Below are 19,111 nucleotides of genomic sequence, written 5' to 3'. Positions count from 1 at the left end.
ACAGTTATGTTTACAACTTTATATATAAGGGAATTGCAGAACTATCTGTATAGTCTGCGTTTTCAGATTTCTTTTGTGATCGTTGTGCTGGTATTTGCTTTGGGGAGTATTTCCTTTTCTTCTTCCTTTAAAGATATGCATGCGAATTATGCCAAATATAGCAAAGCACAACAGGAAATGGTCGGTAAACTTGCCGACAATGTGTCGAAAGTAGCAACATCGAGGAATAGTTTTGTCACTTCTCCTCGCGAGAACAGCGTAATAGCCGATTGTAAAGAGAGTTATTTGCCAAACCGTATCGAGTATAGCGCTTACAATGTGTTTAATTATTCTGTACGCCACGATAGCAATAACCCTTTGTTGAGCCGTGGAAATAGTCTGAGCTGGTCGTTTATTGTTTCTATGTTTCTGAGTTTTATTACATTGCTTTTTGCGTTTGATGCCATATCCGGAGAGAAAGAAGAAAGGACGCTGGCTTTGGTTTTCTCTAATCCCGTACCGCGGCGCACTTTCCTGTGCAGCAAGCTCCTGAGTATTGTTACAGTCGTGGGATTGATGGAATTGATCGGGATTGTGATCAGTTTACTTATTCTGGCTGTTTCGGGGCAGGTACAGTTGAATGGTGGTTTTTTGATAGAAACAGGTGGGTTTATATTGATCAGCCTTTTATTCATTACTACCTTTGCTGTATTCGGTCTGTTTTCGTCGGTGGTAACGCGCTATTCCAATATCAGTTTGCTAATCTCGCTTTGTTTCTGGTTGTTTGCTGCGGTTATCATTCCTAATACTTCTGTGTTCTGGGCAAAGAAGTTATTCAGCATACCGACATCGGAAGAGGTAGACCAGAGGCGTCGGGAGGCATCTGATGATATAAACCGTAATGCGCCGGCCGGGAGCTGGTCGTCCAGTGGTAATGATCCGTTTTATCCCCGGCATGAACTGCGTGCAAACAATCAGACCAATCTGATGAATAACGATAAGAAGTTTAACGATGCTTATTACCTGCAACAGTTCCGCCAGTTCGAGCAAACCCGCAATTTCACGTTGCTTTCGCCGATTGCGCAGTTCGATTATATGAATGAGGCGTTTCTAGGAGGTGGTTATCTGCGTTTCCAGAAGAACTGGAATGACCTGCATCTCTTCCAGGATCAGTTCCTGCAATGGTTTAAAGATATTGATGCGAAGGATGCCGATAGTCCGCACTGGTATAATCCGTATGAGGATTTTTCTACCAGCAAAAAGCCTGTCGCCATCGACCAGATACCGCAATACCAGGAACAGATCGCTTCCTTCGGCCAGCGTATCGAGTTTATCATCGGCTATCTGATTGCCATGATCGTTACGATTGCGGTTTTGTTTATGGCCTGCTTCTATTTCTTTACAAGATATGATGTGAGATAACTTGAATTGTCAAATAATTAGACGTAGGTGTCTAATTATTTGACATATCTGAATAGATGATGAAATGATATGTTGTTGATTTGTAGTAAAATATGTTTTTGGCACGCTGTTTGCAATATCATAGATGATGTACCGGAAGCATGAAATAAATAAAAACCGGACACCTGTCCATTATAAGATATGTTTTTGGTATAATCTTTGTATAAAAGATGAACAATAGTCTGACAATGTGTGTTTTCAACAATAAAAGGAAAGGGAGCAACTCTTGGCGAATAGCTCCCTCTTTAACCCATAATAAGGTTAACATAATTGATGAGGTTCTCTTTGGCGAGAGACCGAGCTCTTCCCCGTGCGTGAGCATAGGGAAGAGATTTCTTTTTTAAGCCTTAGCTCCTTTCATGGATAACTTTTCAAGGAAATATACGATAGCAAAACCGAAGATCATTAATCCGACGGCTTCCCATACCAATTGATCGGGCAGAATATTTGCTTCTACAAGTGGTTTGATAACTCCATGATTGTCAGTATATGTTTCAATTGTCTCTTTCCACGGCCATACTTTATTCAGTGAACCCAGCATAAATCCGGCCAGTACAGCTATTGTTATGTCGTGGAATCTTCGCAGAGCGAAAGATAGGATTCGGGAAAAAGAGGTAATGCCTAAAGCCGCTCCGCAAATAAAGACAAGCATGACCGGTATATTAAATGTCTTTACTGCCTCCATGATATAAAAGTATTTACCCAGTAATACCAGAATGAAACTACCTGAAATACCCGGCAGGATCATTGCACAAATGGCAATAGCTCCGCAAAGGAAGATGAAGAGCAGGTTGGTCGGAGTTTCGGCAGGGGTGGCAACTGTAATATAATAAGCGATAACAGCCCCGATGATAAAGCATAGGACCGACTTCCAGTTCCATTGCTTGATGTCTTTCGATACGAACCAGGTAGAAGCCAGCACTAATCCGAAGAAGAATGCCCATACCAGGATCGGGTGTGTGACCAGCAACCACGTAATGATCTTTGCCAAAGAAAAAATACTGATACCGATACCGGCCACGATGGATAACAGGAAGTTTGCATTGATTGCTTTCCAGAATGCAGCAATCTTACCTGTAAACAGCAGTTTCAGGCTGGCTCCGTTAATACTTTTGATCGAATCGATCAGTTCTTCGTAAATACCTACAATAAAGGCAATCGTACCTCCTGATACTCCGGGGACAACATCTGCCGCCCCCATCCCCATGCCTTTCAAAAGTAAGAGACCGTAGTCTTTTAGATTTCTGTTCATTGTGAATAATTTGTCAATGTGCTGATATGCCAATGTGCCAATTGAGGCTTTAACAATGTACGAATATAGGAATATTGTTTTAATTGGCACATTGGCATATTGTGTTATTGGCACATTATTAATTGTTATTGTCTTTATTATTGAGGAATTCCTTCGTCAGATCTTCTGGGGGAATGTGTTTGCCCATCAGCTGTTGTTCCACATCGCTAAAGTCGACTCCCGAGCTTTCAAGATACTCTACCAGTTCCTGGGGAGAGGTCTGTGAGAAATGCTCACCGAAATGCTTCATGTCGCCTTTCGCCAGATAAGCCATCGCCAGGTGAAGATGCATATAAGGCATGTCGGGGTTAACCTCCAATACCTTTTGATAATATTTGAGTGCCTTTTCTATCTCTCCTTTCATATACAGAAACTGTCCTGCATGAAACAGGCTTTCGTAATCTTCGGGTAGATAATCACTTCCCTGATCCAGTACATTAAACAAGCGTTCGGTAGTGTCGATAGCAAGCCTGTCTTCTCCGTTCTCGACGTAGGTTAGTGCCAGTAAAGATAGTATCCGGACATTATTTGGAAATAATTCAACTGCTTTTATCAGTGTATTGGATGCTTCGCGGTCACGGTTTGTTTCCGTACAGCACCGGATATAGTTGATGTAAGCCGCCGGTTCGTTGGTTACGATCTTCTTTCCGATAATATCTTTTAGCATTCTGTATGCTCCTTCATAATCCTCCAGCTTGATATAACATTCTGCCATGAGCGGTTTGATACGCTCAGTCATATCCGAATCGGTTTCGATCTCTTTATATACCTCCAATGCCTTTTCATAATTTTCGTTCATATAGAGGCAATAGGCTTTCAGTATTTTCAGTTCGGGATCCGAATCGTCGCAGGTAAGGGCAAAGTCGAATGCTTCGATTGCCTTGTCGAATTCAGCCTTGATGGAATAGAGACGCCCCAGTGAGAACCAATAGTCGTGCGAATAAGGATCTTTATCGATCAGTTCGTTACATATAGTAATCGCCCCGTCGATATCGCCTTCCATTTCCAGGCTATAACATAACTCGTCTTTTAGGTTGAGGTTGTCCGGGAACAAAGTAATACCGCGCTTGATATAATCACGGGCTTCCTTGTTCATTTCCATATCACTTAAAAGAGGAGCGATGTATTCGTATGCCAACTCGAGATAATCGCAGTCTCTCGCTGCGATGTCTTCCGTGTATTCGACCACTTTGTCGTATTGGTCGAGCATACAAAAGCATTCGAGTCGTAATAAATCCAGGTCCTGGCTGTCGGTTTCGGCAATGGTGTCGATCAAAGCAAGTGCGCTGTCGTAATCTTCGTTATAGACGTAAAAACGACATTGTCTGATCTGCAAGTCTATATTACCCGGATGAAGTTTTAGCCCTAAGGCTAAAATTTCATCAAAGTATTTATAATCGTCCGATTCTTCAAAACTGTCCAACAGGTCACTCAGTTCGTCTGCATCGAAATAAGGTTCTTTTCCTTTTTCGTGGGCGTCCAGGTAACGTTGTAACAGGCGTGAAATATCATCTTTTTTCATATATCAGGTAAATTCTCTTTTATCTTGTTTATTAAGCTTTATCCTTCACCTTGCTCCAGGTATCTTTCAAGGATACGGTGCGGTTGAAGATCAGCTTTTCCGGCGTTGAATCTTTGTCTACGTTGAAATAACCGATACGCTGGAATTGCAGGTAATCGTACGGTTTGGCATTTGCCAGGTATTTTTCTACGTAACAATTAGTAAGTATGTTTAATGAGTCCGGATTGATGATCTCTTTCATCGCATCCAGAACGGAACAGTCTTTTGCTTCGCGGATAGCAGCCAGCTCGTCACGTGGATTTTCTACTTTCCAGAGACGGTCGTATAAGCGGACTTCGGCAGGCAGGCTATGAGCACAACTCAGCCAGTGCAGGGTGCCTTTTACCTTACGGTTGCTATCGGGCATACCGCTTTTGGTATTCGGGTCATATTCGCAATATACTTCAACTACTTCGCCGGCATCGTTTTTTTTGCAACCGGTACATTTCACGATATAGGCATTCTTCAGGCGTACTTCCTGTCCCGGAGTCATGCGGAAAAACTTCTTCGGTGCATCTTCCATGAAATCGTCTCTTTCCATCCACAGTTCGCGGCTGAATTCGATCTGGTGGGTTCCTGCCGTTTCATCTTCCGGGTTATTGATGGCTTCCATTTCTTCCACTTTTCCTTCCGGATAGTTGGTGATGATCAGTTTGACCGGGTCAAGAACGGCAGATACACGTGTGGCACGGGCATTCAGGTCTTCACGAACGGCGCTTTCCAACAAGGCAAACTCGTTCAGGGCATCGTAAGTGGTGTAACCGATCTTATCGACAAACTTACGGATGGACTCGGGGGAATAACCACGGCGACGGAATGCACAGATAGTCGGCATGCGGGGATCGTCCCAGCCATCGACCAACTTTTCTTTTACCAGTGTAAGCAGGTTGCGCTTACTCATCAGCGTATAACTCAGGTTCAGTTTATTGAACTCGGTCTGACGGGGACGGTTATCGTCGAGGTCTTTACCTTCTTTCAGCCAGTCGATGAACAGGTCGTACAACGGGCGGTGTACCACGAATTCCAGGGTACAAAGTGAATGCGTAACGCCTTCGAAGAAGTCGCTCTGTCCATGTGCAAAGTCGTACATCGGATACACTTTCCACTTGTCACCTGTACGGTGGTGGTGTGCAGATGTCACTACACGATAGATGATCGGGTCGCGGAAATGCATATTGGAATTAGCCATGTCGATCTTGGCACGCAATACCATAGCACCTTCTTCCACTTCTCCGTCACTCATCTTCTGGAACAAAGCCAGGTTTTCTTCGATGGGACGGTCGCGGTACGGACTGTTGATACCCGGTTGGGTAGGGGTTCCTTTTTGCTGGGCGATAACTTCCGAACTTTGTTCGTCGATATAGGCTTTTCCTTCCTTGATCAGACGGACGGCAAAGTCCCATAGCTGCTGGAAATAGTCGGATGCGTAATAGATATTATTCCAATGAAATCCGAGCCATTCTATATCTTCTTTTATTGCATCGACATACTCTACATCTTCCTTTACCGGATTCGTGTCGTCGAAACGAAGGTTACAAACCCCGTTGTAACGTTCTGCCATGCCGAAATCCAGGCAAATTGCTTTGGCGTGTCCGATATGCAGGTAACCATTGGGTTCAGGTGGGAAACGGGTTTGTACGCGTCCGCCGTTTTTACCTTCTGCCAGATCTTTCTCAACATTTGCTTCAATAAAATTCAGGCTCTTTTTGCCTTCTTCTTCGTTCGTTCTGATATCGCTCATATCTGTTATAAATATGTTATTTCTTTTTAACGGAGCAAAGGTAGCGATTTCTTTACTTGCTACATAGCGATACAAGTTTTTTCCTATATTTGTGGCTTAATTTTATCGAACAGATTATAATACATCCGTATGGAATACTTCAATCTTCTGGTTGATTTTGTACTGCACATCGACGCTCATCTGGCAGCACTTGTATCTACTTATGGTATTTGGATATATGCCATTTTATTCCTGATCATTTTTTGTGAAACAGGATTGGTAGTAACTCCTTTTCTTCCTGGTGATTCATTGTTATTTGTGGCTGGAGCTTTAGCAGCTTTGCCGGGTAACCCGATGAATGTGCATCTTATTGTAGGCGTTTTGATCGTTGCAGCGGTACTGGGGGATGCCTCTAACTATATAATAGGCAGGCTGTTCGGGGAGAGAATGTTTAGTAATCCTAACTCAAGGATCTTTAAACAAAGTTATCTGGAGAAGACGCATAAATTTTATGAAAAGCACGGAGGTAAGACAATTATTCTGGCACGTTTTGTCCCTATTGTAAGGACTTTTGCTCCGTTTGTAGCCGGTATGGGACATATGAGTTACCGGCATTTTGCTTCATACAATGTGATAGGAGGGGTGATCTGGGTGGTTCTTTTTTCGTATGCCGGTTATTTTTTCGGCGGAATGGAGATCGTTCAGAAGAATCTGGAACTTTTGATTGTCCTTATCATCTTTATCTCCATTCTGCCGGGAGTTTTTGAAGTTGTCAGAAATAAATATTTCGTTAAAACAAACTGATCAACAAGGCAATATTCAATACCGTAACCAATGTTCCCAATAATACGAGAAGGATGGTGGTCGAACGTGAATTGACGTATACCCCCATCACTTTCTTGCTCGAGGTAAGATATACCTGTGTAAAGACTGTGATCGGTAACTGTACGCTCAATAGCATCTGTGAAAGGATCAATCCTTTGAACGGGTCGCCGATCACAAAAATAATAAGCAATGCCGGAACGAACGACAAGATAACTCCTAACTTGGAGTGTAAGTCTTTATGATTATATGCTTCTCCGTAAAAGCCGGCAAAGATGGAAGCTCCTGCAATACCGGATGTGATGGTGGATGAGATACCTGCCAGTAACAGGGCGGCTGCAAAGATAACGCCGGCATTACTTCCAACGAGAGGTACCAATAGCTGTTGTGCCTGGTCGAGTTCGTCGACCGTTACTTTTTCTTTGAAGAAAGTGGCCGCCGCCAGAATGATCATAGCTGAGTTGATAGCCCAACCGATCATCATCGAAAGAAGTGTATCGTAAAACTCGTATTTCAATTGTTTCTTGATCACAGACTCATCTTCGAGGTTCCATTCGCGACTCTGGATCACCTCCGAGTGCAGGAAGAGGTTATGCGGCATAACTACGGCACCGAGTACACTCATGATGATCAACATCGAATTCGGTGGAAACGATGGTTTTACCCACCCTTGTATGGCTTCTCCCCAATGAACGTCTACTAATGCCAGTTCATAAAGAAACGACAGTCCGATGATGGAGACGAACATGATAATCCAGCGTTCTATTTTGCTGTATGTGTTGCTGAGCAACATGATCAGGCAGGCCAGGGTAATAATGACTGCTCCGATCTTGATCGGCATACCGAACAACATACGCAGGGCGATAGCTCCACCCAGTATCTCCGCCAGCGAAGTGGATATACTGGCCAGCATAGCAGAGCCGAGGATAGGGCGGCTGAGTGTACGGGGTAGGTATTTGTTGGTTGCTTCCGACAGGCACAGCCCGGTTACGATTCCGAGGTGGGCCACGTTGTGTTGGATGATGATCAGCATAATGGAAGAAAAGGTAACTACCCACAACAGGGCATATCCGAATTCAGATCCGGCAGCCAGGTTGGTCGCCCAGTTTCCGGGATCGATGAAGCCAACGGTGACCAGTAGGCCGGGGCCAATGTATTTCAGTAAGTCTAATCCGCCGGAACGCGGTTTGTGATTGATTTTGAGTTTGTCTAGAAGTTTCATTTTTAGTCTTATCTTTTTGTTATCATTTTGCCTCGAATCCCTTTACGGGAACGTCAGGATGAACGACGTTTTTCTGATAGCCGGATTGCTCTTTAAAGCAATGCTACCTCCTGAAAGCCGCATGATCTGCCGCGATATAGAAAGTCCGATGCCGCTTCCGCCTTCCTTGGTTGTAAAGAACGGAACGAAGATATGTTCTGCTTCTTCCGGTGGGATAACCGGACCGTTATTGCTGACTTCGATGACCACGGATTCATCCGGATTACAATAAGCTTTCAGTTCGATATGTCCGTCCGGCTGTTCTCTGCCTATTGCCTGCATTCCGTTTTTCAGCAGATTCAAAACAACCTGAGTGATCAGGTTTTCGTCGGCATAAACAATCAGGTCGGCCGGTTCTATACTTATATTAATCGTTATATTAGGATAATTGTTGTGATGGTGTGCCAGATTTATCATTCTTTCTGCGAATTTCTGCACATAGAACAACGAAGGTTCCGGGGTTGGTATGTGCGTGAATTTACGGTAAGACTCTACGAATGAGATCAGCGTCTTGCCGGTTGTACTGATCACTTCCAGCCCGTTACGTATTTCGCTATCGGCATCTTCATGTAAAGAGAGCAACGTGTCACTCAGGGAGGTAATCGGGGTAACGGAATTCATGATTTCGTGTGTCAATACACGAGTGAGGCGTATCCATGAGTCGATTTCCTTGTCGTCCAGTTCACTGTTGATGTCGTTGATTGCTAGGATGCGCACATGTTTATCCTGTAATGTCATTTCGGAGACACGGATCGACAGGTTGACAGTTCCGCGTTCATTGATAAATGAAATCTGGTGCTTGTCTCCTGGACGTATATCGGTGATCGTTTGTTGCAGTTTTTCGTCTATACGTGTCAGTTGTTTGACATGGGTGAATACGGAAAGACCGAGTAAACGCAAGGCCTCGTTGTTGGTCTGAAAGATATTTCCTATATCATCCAGGACTATAATACCGGTATTCACGGAGTTCATGATCAACTCGTAGTACTTTTCTTTTTGCACGGCATCCGCTTTTGCCTGGAAAAGTATTTGAGTGATACGGTTTAGCGATTCGCTTACTAGTTTGTCGTTCGATGAACGTCCGCGGGTGGCATACTGAAAGGCATAATCACTATTGTCGATTGCATCGAACATAAAAGCAACCTTCTGGGCATTTCGTTTGAATAGGCTACGCATCATCTGCATGGAATACAACCAGCCGAAAAAGACAAGGATGAAACATTCCCATTTATGGGTGATTGCCGTATAGGTCCCGGCTGCGGTTAGTATTCCAAACAAGCCCAGACGGAAAGTGAGACTGTGGTAGATGCCTTTTAACATAAGAAATAATTAGTTAATGTGCCAATATGCCAATATGTCAATGTGTTAATGTGCCAATTATGAATGCTATGCCTTGTCTTTCATTGGCATATTAGCACATTGGCATATTGGTACATTATATCTCGTAGCGTTTTATTTTGTTGTATAATGTCTGGCGAGAAATACCCAACTGACTTGCAACAAGTGAAAGATTACCATTGTACTTATCCATGGCATTTTTAATCATGTTGTATTCCATCTCTTCGAGGGTAGTCACTTCTTTCATCGGTGAATCCTTCTTACGTGGAAAATCGAAGTCGGTACTTTCAAGTGTGTCGCCTTCACTGATTATGACCGCTTTTTCGATGGTATGCTCCAGTTCCCTGATATTACCGAACCAGGGCTGTTGTTTCAGCTTTTCTTTGGCATCGGCACTGAGACGCATGGATGGTTTACCATATATATTCGTGTATTTGGCCAGGAATATTTCCGTAAGAGGAACAATGTCTTCCGGTCGTTCACGAAGGGATGGAATTTCCACGTGGATTGTATTGATACGATACAAAAGATCTTCGCGGAACAGTTCTTTCTGTACCATCTCCTGCAGATCACGGTTCGTGGCGCAGATCAGGCGGATATTGATAGGAATAGGAGTGTTGCTTCCTACGCGGACGATACTTCTGCGTTGAAGGGCTGTCAATAGTTTTGCTTGTAAATGATAAGAAAGGTTTCCTATCTCATCCAGGAATAATGTTCCGTTGTTAGCAGCTTCAAATTTACCCGGACGGTCGGCACGTGCATCGGTGAAAGCTCCTTTCATATGGCCGAACAGCTCACTTTCAAACAGTGTTTCGGTAATAGCGCCCATATCTACCGGAACCATTGCTTCTTTTTTACGGTTCGAGAGTATATGGATTTCCCTGGCCAACATTTCTTTACCCGTACCGTTCTCGCCGGTGATCAGAATATTGGCATCTGTCTTGGCTACTTTCTCTATCAGGTTACGGAGTTGTTGCATAGCGTTACTTTCTCCCCAGAACATACCGCTTTCTTTGGAAATGACTTGTTTCTCATTTTCATGAGGGATACCTTTACGGTTTGCCATCCGTATGTCGTAAGCCGTTTTCAACGTTTCCAGTAACTTGGCATTGTTCCACGGTTTTACAACGAAATCGGTCGCTCCTTCCTTTATACCTCTTACTGCCAGGTCGATATCGGCGTAGGCCGTGAACAGGACGACCTGTACGGACGGTTCTTCTTTCTTGATTTCGGAGAGCCAGAATAGCCCTTCGTTTCCGGTATTGATCCCTGCACTGAAGTTCATATCCAACAAAACCACATCTACATTTTCATTATGTAACGTCGTTTTTATCTTGTTGGGGGTAGAAATCGTTATCACTTTTTCAAAACAGGTACCTAACAGCATCTGTACTGCGGTCAGAATCCCTTTGTTGTCGTCTACAACCAGTATGGTGCCTTGTTTAGCCATCGTAATAATAATGTATTTTAATGCAAAGATACAGGTTCGGTTTTATACTTCCTAACCTGTGTCTAATATTTAGACAGATAAAATAAGAGGGGCAAACGGGTAATTATCGTTTGTCTAATATTTGTACACCACTGTCTAATTTTTTTACACTCCGGAAAGTTTGGTGATTTGTCAATTTGTTGATAAATAAAGTATTATATAGTTTGGCACGCTCTTTGCCTTTCTGTATGCAGAAAATAACACAAAAATGAAACAGATAATATTGACATCGGTTCTTTCGTTTAGCCTGGCAACAGTTGCCGTGGCACAGGAAAAACTCTGGACAATGGATGAATGTATGCATTACGCCGTAGAAAACAGTCCTAAGGTAAAAAAGCAAGCTTATACGAGCGACTCTTATAAAGCTGAATTAAATTCGGCAGTAGCATCCTTTTTCCCGTCTATGAGTGCAAGTGTAGGAGCACAATATAATTTTGGACGTTCGGTTGACCCCGGAACGAATATCTATAGTAATACTTCTACATTTAATAATGCCTATGGATTGAATGTCTCCATTCCTATTTTTAACGGTGGACAATTGATCAACCAGTGGCGGATGGCAAAAGCAAACCGGCAGATGGGAATGAATGATGTTCAGAAGGAGAAAGACGATCTGGCTATCAATACAATGCAGGCCTTTATGGATGTGGTATACTATCAGGGTACAGTCAAGCTGGCTGCCGAACAATTGGAAGAAAACAGCCGTATCCTGTACAGAACTCGTCGTCAGGAAGAGTTGGGGCTGAAAGGAAAAGCTGATGTGGCACAGATTGAAGCTCAGGTGGCTGCCAATGATTATAATCTGACCCATCAACAGAATTTGTTTAATACAGCTTTATTGACTTTGAAACAAAATATGAATTATCCTTCAGATGTCGAACTGGATGTCGATACATTACTGCTCGATAAATCATATGCTACTATGATGGAGTCGGTAGATGAAATCTACGATTATGCATCCGATAATAATCCGGTCGCTTTACAGGCTAAACTGCAATTGAAATCTTATAAGATGCAATATCTGATGGCTAAAGGGCGTTTGCTGCCAACTATATCTTTTTCAGCAGGTATTTCTACCAATTATTTTGAGAACCTGAAAGTAGATAAAACAGCAGATGATTATACTCCGACTATGGCTTTTGGTGACCAGTTCAGTAACAACCGTGGCGAATATATCTCTTTTAACCTGAGTTTTCCGCTTTTTGACGGTTTGAGCCGTTTGACCAATGTGCGTAAAGCACGTAATAGTGTACGTATTGCTCAGGAACAACAAACTGAAGTACTTCGTCAGTTACAGACTGCTATCGAACAGGCGATCCTCGACCGTGAAGGATATGCTAAAGAAACGATCCAGATGGAAAAGAAAGCTAAGGCTGATGAGATTGCCTATCAGGTCACACTCCGCAAGTTTGAAGAAGGTTTGATGAGCCCGATCGATTTGCAAACCAGCGCCAATACACTACTCTTGTCGAAAGCGGACCTGTTGCAACGGAAACTGATGTATCTGATGAAATGCAAACTGGTTGACTATTATAAAGGTAAACCTTTGATTGAAGGCATAAACTAAGAATCAGACAAAAAGAAAGAATAGATAATAAGAAATAAAAACATACAACCATGGATATTCAATTAGAAAAGAAAAGAGGCATTCAGAAGAAACATTTACCTTATGTGGCAGGTGGCGTTTTATTCCTTGTATTGGTCGGCTGGATCATTTTCGGCGATCATGCATCGACACTGAAAGTAGATGCCCGCGGTATCAGTATCGGTAATGTGACAAAGGAACAGTTCAACGATTTCGTCCGTGTAGACGGGCAGGTACAGCCGATCACTGTCGTGCAGCTGAGCCCTGAAGAAGGAGGTATCGTGCAGGAGAAGGTAGTGGAAGAGGGAGCCCAGGTAAAGAAAGGAGATGTGATCATCCGTCTTTCCAATTCAGGCCTCGATCTTCAGATACTGGATGCGGAAGCGCAGTTGGCTGAAAAACAGAACTTCCTTCGTAATACTCAGGTTGCCATGGAACAGGATAAATTAAGTAACCAACTTGAAAAAGCCCAGCTGGATGTAGACATGAACCGGGCCCGCCGTGCTTATCACCAGCAACAGAAACTGTATGAAGAAAGCTTGATCGCCAAGGAAGACTACCTGAAGGCGAAAGAAGATTACGAACTGGCAACAAAGAAATACGACCTCGTTGTGCAGCGTTTGTATCAGGATTCGATTTCCCGCACTATCCAGATGGAAGAGATGGAAACCAGTTTGGCTAATATGCGTCGCAACATCCAGTTGGTGCACGAACGTAAGGAACACCTGAATGTACGTTCGCAGATCAACGGTGAATTGGGCTTGCTGGATGTCGTTTTGGGACAGAACGTAACAGCCGGCATGAAGATCGGCCAGATCAACGACCTTTCCGATTACAAGATCGAAGCGATGATCGACGAACATTATATCGACCGCGTTAAACCGGGGTTGGATGCTGCATTCGATCGCCAGGGTACGAGTTTCGACCTGTCCGTGCGTAAGGTTTACCCGGAAGTACGCGACGGTAAGTTCCGCACAGACTTTGTTTTCACAGGCGAACGTCCTGACAATATCCGCAGCGGACAGACTTATTACATCAGCCTCTATCTGGGACAACCCACCGAAAGTATTATCATTCCGCGCGGCACGTTCTTCCAGAGCACCGGTGGCAGCTGGATCTTCGTACTCGACAAAGATGGTAAGAAAGCATATCGCCGCAAGATCAAGATCGGCCGTCAGAACCCGCAGTTCTATGAAGTAACGGAAGGTCTCGAAGCAGGTGAGAAGGTGATCGTTTCCAGCTACGAAAGTTACAAGGATAACGAAGTGTTGATATTAGAATAAAATATACATATTACCATGAAGAACATCTACATTGCTTTCCGCTGCCTGTTCAAGAAGGGCAGACATAATGATATAAAGATCCTGTCGCTAGGCGTCGGGCTTGCCATGGGATTAGTTCTGATTGCGAAGGTTTGCTTCGAGCTCTCCTACGATAACTTTTATCCCGAGTCCGACCGGCTTTTTGCCATCCAGGAGAACTTCAGCATCGGAGGTAAGACCCATGAGGGCTACCCCCACGTCAGTGGGGGTATAGCCCCCGGCATGAAAGCCGAGATCCCTGGTGTGGAAGCAGCTACCCGTTGTGATAGAATGGGCGAACTGGTGATGAAAACACCCGACGAGAAGAAATATAAGGCCAACTTCATCATGGCCGACTCCTGCTTCTACGACGTGCTGCCTCGCGAAATGTTGGCCGGCGATGCCCGTGAGACACTGTCGCGCCCTCTTTATGCCCTTGTTTCGGAAGAAATGGCCGGTAAGATCGACCCTGACGGAGCAGACGTGATCGGCAAAACCTTTGAGGTGGAGACATTCCCGGGCGTCCAGATTACCGTCGGCGGTGTGTTTAAGGATGTTCCGAAGAATACCCATCTTTATTACGATATACTTGTCTCCCTTTCTTCCTTCAAGGCGATTGCCGGATGGACGAAGGAAGATGAATGGCTGGGTGGCGACAGCTTCAACGCCTACGTCCTCCTGCAACCCGGCCTGCAGGCAGACGATATGCTGCAACCTATGGCCGAGATGCTCGACCGTCACGTCGATTCGAAGAAACTGAAGGAGCAGGGCATGGGGTATAGCATCTTCCTGCGTCCCCTCGGCGAACTATATGCCAGCTCTCCGGCCACCAAGCGTATGGCTGTGATGCTGACTGCCATCGCTTTCGCAATCCTTTTTGCCGCCCTGATGAACTATGTGCTGCTGGTCATCTCTTCGATGGTGACCCGTTCGAAGGATGTGGCGATCCATAAATGCTACGGCGCGACGGGCTGGAACATTACCGACATGATCTTCTCGGAGACATTTCTTAACCTATTGATATCCCTGGTCCTCTCCACACTCCTTGTATTCGGTTTCCGCCGGATCGTGGAAGAACTGCTGGGCACCTCGTTGTCGTCGCTTTTCACGCCCGACACGCTGATGATCCTGCTTGGCGTCTGTGTATTGGTGTTTCTGGTTGCCGGCCTGCTGCCTTCGCAACTGTTCGCGCGGATTCCCGTGGCGTTGGTATTCCGTTCGTACACCAACTCCCGACGGTCGTGGAAGAAAGCACTGCTGTTTATCCAGTTCGTGGCAGTAGGTTTCCTCGTATGCCTGTTGATCGTTATTGGCTGGCAATATAGTTTCATGGTGAATGAAAATCCCGGATACTCCTATGATCGGCTGGCTTTCTGCAACCTGGAAGGCGTTTCGCAATCCTCCCGCAAGGCGCTGATGGATGAGATCCGCAAGCAGCCGGAGGTGGAAGACGTCACGACCTGTTATGAACTGCCGGCCTTTTCCGGTTCGGGCGATATTGTCTATCGTCCCGGTTCGGAGGATGCCGTGGCTCATTTCCAGGATCTCTACGGCACCAATGCCAACTTCGTCTCCTTACTCGAAATGGAGGTGATAGAGGGAAAAGCCTTCGACGAATCCTATTCCGACTCCATGCAACTCGTCATGCTGAGCCGACAGTTGGCCACCGAGCTGGCCAACGTATTCGAATGGAAAGACGGTGTGGTAGGCAAGAAGCTCGATATCGGCGGGCACGGCACGAACGATCCTTTCACGGTAGTGGGTGTCTATGACGACGTGCGCATCGGCCGGATCGATCACGAAGGCATGTTGAACTCGGCTATCTTTTTCTCGAAGCGGGCCGAGCAGACCCTCGTCGTCAAATTCCATGAAAGGAATGCACAGAATCTGGCCCATATAAATAATGTAATAAAAGAATTCCTGCCCGACCGCGACATCAACCTCGTCGACTATCGTTTCAGCCTCACGAAGCTCTACGATACCTCGCGTATTTTCCGCGACTCGGTGATGGCCGGCGGTATCATCACTCTGATCATTGCCCTTGTAGGCCTGATCGGTTACATCAACGACGAGACGAACCGCCGCGGAAAAGAAATCGCCGTACGCAAGATCAACGGGGCAACCGAGCGTGATATCCTCCGCTTGATTTCCCAGGATGTTGTATGGATGGCGTTGCCGGCTATTCTGACCGGTGCGGGCGCCTCGTGGTTTGCCGGTGAGAGGTGGTTGCAGCAGTTTTCAGAGAAGATTCCGATGAATCCGGGCCTGTTCGCAGCCGGCTCTGTGGTAGTGCTTGTGATTATCCTTCTGACGGTGGTCTACCGTACCTGGATGGTGGCGAATGCCAACCCGGTACTGAGCCTGAAATCGGAATAGGAAAAGCATATATATCAGTAGTAAAATAAAAAACAGTATAGATGATGAAGAATTTTAACATGGCTCTCCGTTCCCTCTTCAAGAAGGGGAGGAGCAACGGAATCAAGATACTCGCGCTGGCCGTCGGTCTGGCGATGGGATTGGTGCTGGTCGCCAAAGTATGTTTCGAACGGTCGTACGATAACTTCTATCCCGACAACGGCCGCATCTACCTGGTTAAGTCGGACATCAACCGGGAAGGCAAGAAAGACTCCTGGGGACAGGTGAGCGGCGCGATTGCCCCCGGCATGAAAGCCGAGGTACCCGGTGTGGAATTCGCCACCCGTTACACCCGTATCGGCGAGAACAACGAACTGATCATGACTCCTGCCGAGCAGTACCTCACAGCCACGATCCTGTTGGCCGACACCAGCTTTTTCGATATCTTCCCCCGTCCCGTACTGGTCGGCGACCCGAAAGACGTACTGGCACGTCCCGGTTACGCGATGATCTCCCGGTCACTGGCTGAGAAGATGGGTGGTGTGGGCGATGTGGTAGGCAAAACCTTCGTCCGTGATACCAACCACGGTTCACCCTTCACCATCGGCGGCGTGTTTGAGGACATCCCCGAAAACAGCCACCTGCGTTACGATGCGGTAGCTTCGCTGGCCGCCATGCCCGAATGGAGCACGACCAACTGGATAGGCAACGACCGTTATATCGCTTACGTGAAGCTCCTTCCCGGTATCGATCCCGACGGACTGGCTCCCGCCATCCGCCGCATGCAGGAGCGCAACCAGGATATGGAAGGACTGAAGAAAGCCGGAGTGGATCTCTCTTACTCTATCTTCCCGCTGCAAGACATACATAATAACAATAAGGATGTGAAGGACATGAATTATATGCTCCTTTTCATGGCGATCATCCTGATCTCCATTGCCGTGCTCAATTATATACTGGTCGTGATCTCCACCCTGATCGGGCGTGCCAAGGAAGTGGCCGTGCATAAATGCTATGGCGCTTCAGGGAAAAATATCTTCGGTATGATCCTCTCCGAATCCTTCCTGCATCTGCTGATTTCGTTGTTGCTGGCCGCCTTGCTGGTCATCGTTTTCAAAGGGAAGATAGAAGAACTGCTGTCGGCCTCGCTGTCGGCCCTCTTCACGGTACCTACCATGTCGATCCTGCTGGCCATCTGTGTGGTGGTATTTGCGGTAACGGGTTTCGTGCCGACGTGGCTTTTCATCCGCATACCGGTGGCTTCGGCCTTCCGCAGCGTGAAGGAGTCGAAACGATATTGGAAGCTTTGCCTGCTGTTCGTGCAATTCGTCGCCACGGCCTATCTGGTGGCGCTACTGGTCACCATCAGCCGACAATACGATACGATGATCTCGAGCAATCCCGGCTACGCTTACGAGAACCTGGTCTATTGCGATACACGCGGTGTAGATCAGCAAACGCGCGAACGTGCCATGGCCGAACTTCGCCGCCTGCCTCAGGTGGATATAGTATCTGCCAGTACCGAACTGCCTTTCAGTTATCCGTCTGGCAATAACATTAACATTCCTGGCGACGACCGCGACCTGTTCAACATAGCCGACATGTATTTCGTTGGCGACCGTTATTTCGACCTGATGGAGATTCCCATTGTAGAAGGCAGCGCCTTCCGTCCCGACGAGGCAAATGCCGATAAAATAATGGTCAGCCGTAAGTTTATCGACCTGATGCAGAAGACAGCTGGCTGGACGGGAAGTATCGTCGGCAAAGGCGTGATGGTGTCCGAGCATAGCAATGGCACGAAGGTATTCACCATCTGCGGCGTGTACGAAGATTTCCGCATCGGTTCGCTGAAAGGCCCTGATGAACGTGCTTCCGTTATCTTTTACGCCACTCCTGATTGCTACAATCCCCCGTCAAACATCCTGATAAAGATGCACACGATGTCGTCGGAAAACCTGGCGGAAGTGAACCGGATACTCTCCGACGCGATCCCCGGCAAAGTGGTCGAGGCCTCTGTCTATAAAATGGATGTTGTCCGTCAGTACCAGGATGACCGCGATTTCCGCGACGCGATCCTTATCAGCGGTATCGTGACTCTGATAATCGCCCTGATCGGCCTTCTGGGATATACGGCCGACGAGACGAACCGCCGCGGCCGCGAAATAGCCATCCGCAAAGTAAATGGGGCTACAGCTGTGAATATACTCCGCATGCTTTCGCGCGACATATCCTACATCGCCCTTCCGGCCCTTGCCATCGGTGTGGCCATCGCTTACATCAACGCTTCTGGCTGGCTCGAAAAATTCGCCGAACGCATCCACCTGAGTCTGTTTATCTTTATCGGTGCCGCTTTGTTCGTTTACGCCGTTATCGTATCCTGCGTGTTGCTGCGTGCATGGAGCGTGGCGAATGAGAATCCGGTGGAGAGTATTAAGGCGGATTAATCGATAAACAGTAACTCCCTGAAAACATTGTTTCCAGGGAGTTACACGTGCTACAAAGTCTCAGAAACAATGTTTCCGGTTCGTTTGATTAGCATCAGTTGGACGTCCGACAAAAAAAGTCTTCCTCCGTGTTGTCGAGGAAAGTGACGTAATGCTGGTGTGTCATCCGGTCGAAATAATGCAGAGCTCCGTTATTACAAAGGATATAAAGGGTATCGTTAGTGTTTAATGTACCGTAAATAGTGTTTATCGGCATGACGAGTACTGGTTTTCCATCCGGTATAAATATCAGGCAACCGTTTAAAAAAGCGAATTCCCATTCATCGCAGAAGGGGCAGAGGAAGGTGGCAATCTCGTAAGGGAATTGTTTCGGGATGCGATTGGCGATGTGGCGAAGTTGTACTAGTGTTTTCTTTTTCATATCTTATTGAATTTAAAGTCAGATATGTCCGCGACCGCACAAAAAAAGGGGCACGTAACATATACATAAACCCCGTAGACAGG

The 19,111-nt window shown here is 46.1% G+C and carries 13 protein-coding genes; 6 read left to right on the top strand and 7 right to left on the bottom strand.

Annotation, left to right across the window (positions count from 1 at the left end; genetic code table 11):
* Nucleotides 1–6 precede the first annotated feature (6 nt).
* Entirely contained in the window at nucleotides 7–1,401 is a 1,395-nt protein-coding gene (locus tag QZ076_RS04205; protein WP_293710588.1) for an ABC transporter permease subunit, read from the top strand.
* Between the two features lie 379 nt (nucleotides 1,402–1,780).
* On the opposite strand, the gene QZ076_RS04200 is transcribed toward QZ076_RS04205, so the two are convergent.
* The 3 genes from QZ076_RS04200 to QZ076_RS04190 all read right to left on the bottom strand — a co-directional run bounded on the left by QZ076_RS04200 (nucleotide 1,781) and on the right by QZ076_RS04190 (nucleotide 6,033).
* Nucleotides 1,781–2,692: a DUF368 domain-containing protein gene (locus tag QZ076_RS04200; RefSeq protein WP_293710587.1), complete on the bottom strand. Its 912-nt coding sequence runs from the start codon at nucleotides 2,690–2,692 to the stop codon at nucleotides 1,781–1,783.
* A 118-nt stretch (nucleotides 2,693–2,810) separates the two neighbouring features.
* Nucleotides 2,811–4,253, bottom strand: a complete 1,443-nt coding sequence (locus tag QZ076_RS04195) for a tetratricopeptide repeat protein (protein ID WP_293710586.1) — start codon at nucleotides 4,251–4,253, stop codon at nucleotides 2,811–2,813.
* 31 nt (nucleotides 4,254–4,284) lie between these two features.
* Nucleotides 4,285–6,033, bottom strand: a complete 1,749-nt coding sequence (locus tag QZ076_RS04190; RefSeq protein WP_195372711.1) for a glutamine--tRNA ligase/YqeY domain fusion protein — start codon at nucleotides 6,031–6,033, stop codon at nucleotides 4,285–4,287.
* Between the two features lie 129 nt (nucleotides 6,034–6,162).
* Between QZ076_RS04190 and QZ076_RS04185 the strand changes: the two genes are divergently transcribed.
* On the top strand, nucleotides 6,163–6,816 hold the full coding sequence (locus tag QZ076_RS04185) for a DedA family protein (protein WP_293710585.1): 654 nt from the start codon (nucleotides 6,163–6,165) through the stop codon (nucleotides 6,814–6,816).
* Here QZ076_RS04185 and QZ076_RS04180 read toward each other — a convergent pair.
* The 3 genes from QZ076_RS04180 to QZ076_RS04170 all read right to left on the bottom strand — a co-directional run bounded on the left by QZ076_RS04180 (nucleotide 6,803) and on the right by QZ076_RS04170 (nucleotide 10,883).
* The gene (locus QZ076_RS04180; protein ID WP_293710584.1) at nucleotides 6,803–8,056 is read right to left on the bottom strand and encodes an Nramp family divalent metal transporter; all 1,254 of its coding nucleotides are present in this window, start codon (nucleotides 8,054–8,056) and stop codon (nucleotides 6,803–6,805) included. The two genes, QZ076_RS04185 and QZ076_RS04180, sit on opposite strands and share 14 nt — an antisense overlap.
* 42 nt (nucleotides 8,057–8,098) lie before the next feature.
* Nucleotides 8,099–9,415, bottom strand: a complete 1,317-nt coding sequence (locus QZ076_RS04175) for an ATP-binding protein (protein WP_293710583.1) — start codon at nucleotides 9,413–9,415, stop codon at nucleotides 8,099–8,101.
* Between the two features lie 115 nt (nucleotides 9,416–9,530).
* Nucleotides 9,531–10,883 (bottom strand): sigma-54 dependent transcriptional regulator, encoded by a 1,353-nt coding sequence (locus QZ076_RS04170; RefSeq protein WP_293710582.1) that lies wholly within the window; start codon nucleotides 10,881–10,883, stop codon nucleotides 9,531–9,533.
* 247 nt (nucleotides 10,884–11,130) lie between these two features.
* On the opposite strand from QZ076_RS04170, the gene QZ076_RS04165 reads away from it, so the two are divergent.
* The 4 genes from QZ076_RS04165 to QZ076_RS04150 are packed head-to-tail and all read left to right on the top strand — an operon-like array spanning nucleotide 11,131 to nucleotide 18,607.
* A complete protein-coding gene (locus QZ076_RS04165; RefSeq protein WP_293710581.1) occupies nucleotides 11,131–12,489 on the top strand; it encodes a TolC family protein in 1,359 nt (452 codons plus the stop codon).
* 50 nt (nucleotides 12,490–12,539) lie between these two features.
* Nucleotides 12,540–13,790 carry an HlyD family efflux transporter periplasmic adaptor subunit gene (locus QZ076_RS04160; RefSeq protein ID WP_293710580.1) on the top strand — a complete coding sequence of 417 codons (1,251 nt, stop codon included), beginning with the start codon at nucleotides 12,540–12,542 and terminating at the stop codon, nucleotides 13,788–13,790.
* A gap of 15 nt (nucleotides 13,791–13,805) precedes the next feature.
* Entirely contained in the window at nucleotides 13,806–16,184 is a 2,379-nt protein-coding gene (locus QZ076_RS04155) for an ABC transporter permease (protein WP_293710579.1), read from the top strand.
* 41 nt (nucleotides 16,185–16,225) lie between these two features.
* Complete coding sequence (locus tag QZ076_RS04150; protein WP_365324559.1) at nucleotides 16,226–18,607, top strand: ABC transporter permease; 2,382 nt, start codon at nucleotides 16,226–16,228, stop codon at nucleotides 18,605–18,607.
* Between the two features lie 94 nt (nucleotides 18,608–18,701).
* Here QZ076_RS04150 and QZ076_RS04145 read toward each other — a convergent pair whose 3' ends face one another.
* Nucleotides 18,702–19,028 (bottom strand): hypothetical protein, encoded by a 327-nt coding sequence (locus tag QZ076_RS04145; RefSeq protein WP_293710578.1) that lies wholly within the window; start codon nucleotides 19,026–19,028, stop codon nucleotides 18,702–18,704.
* Between the last annotated feature and the right edge of the window lie 83 nt (nucleotides 19,029–19,111).

It is taken from the genome of uncultured Parabacteroides sp., from assembly GCF_905196875.1.
Lineage (GTDB): Bacteria > Bacteroidota > Bacteroidia > Bacteroidales > Tannerellaceae > Parabacteroides.
The sequence above is the reverse complement of the archived record's forward strand: the minus strand, read 5'-3'. Positions and strand labels throughout refer to the sequence as shown.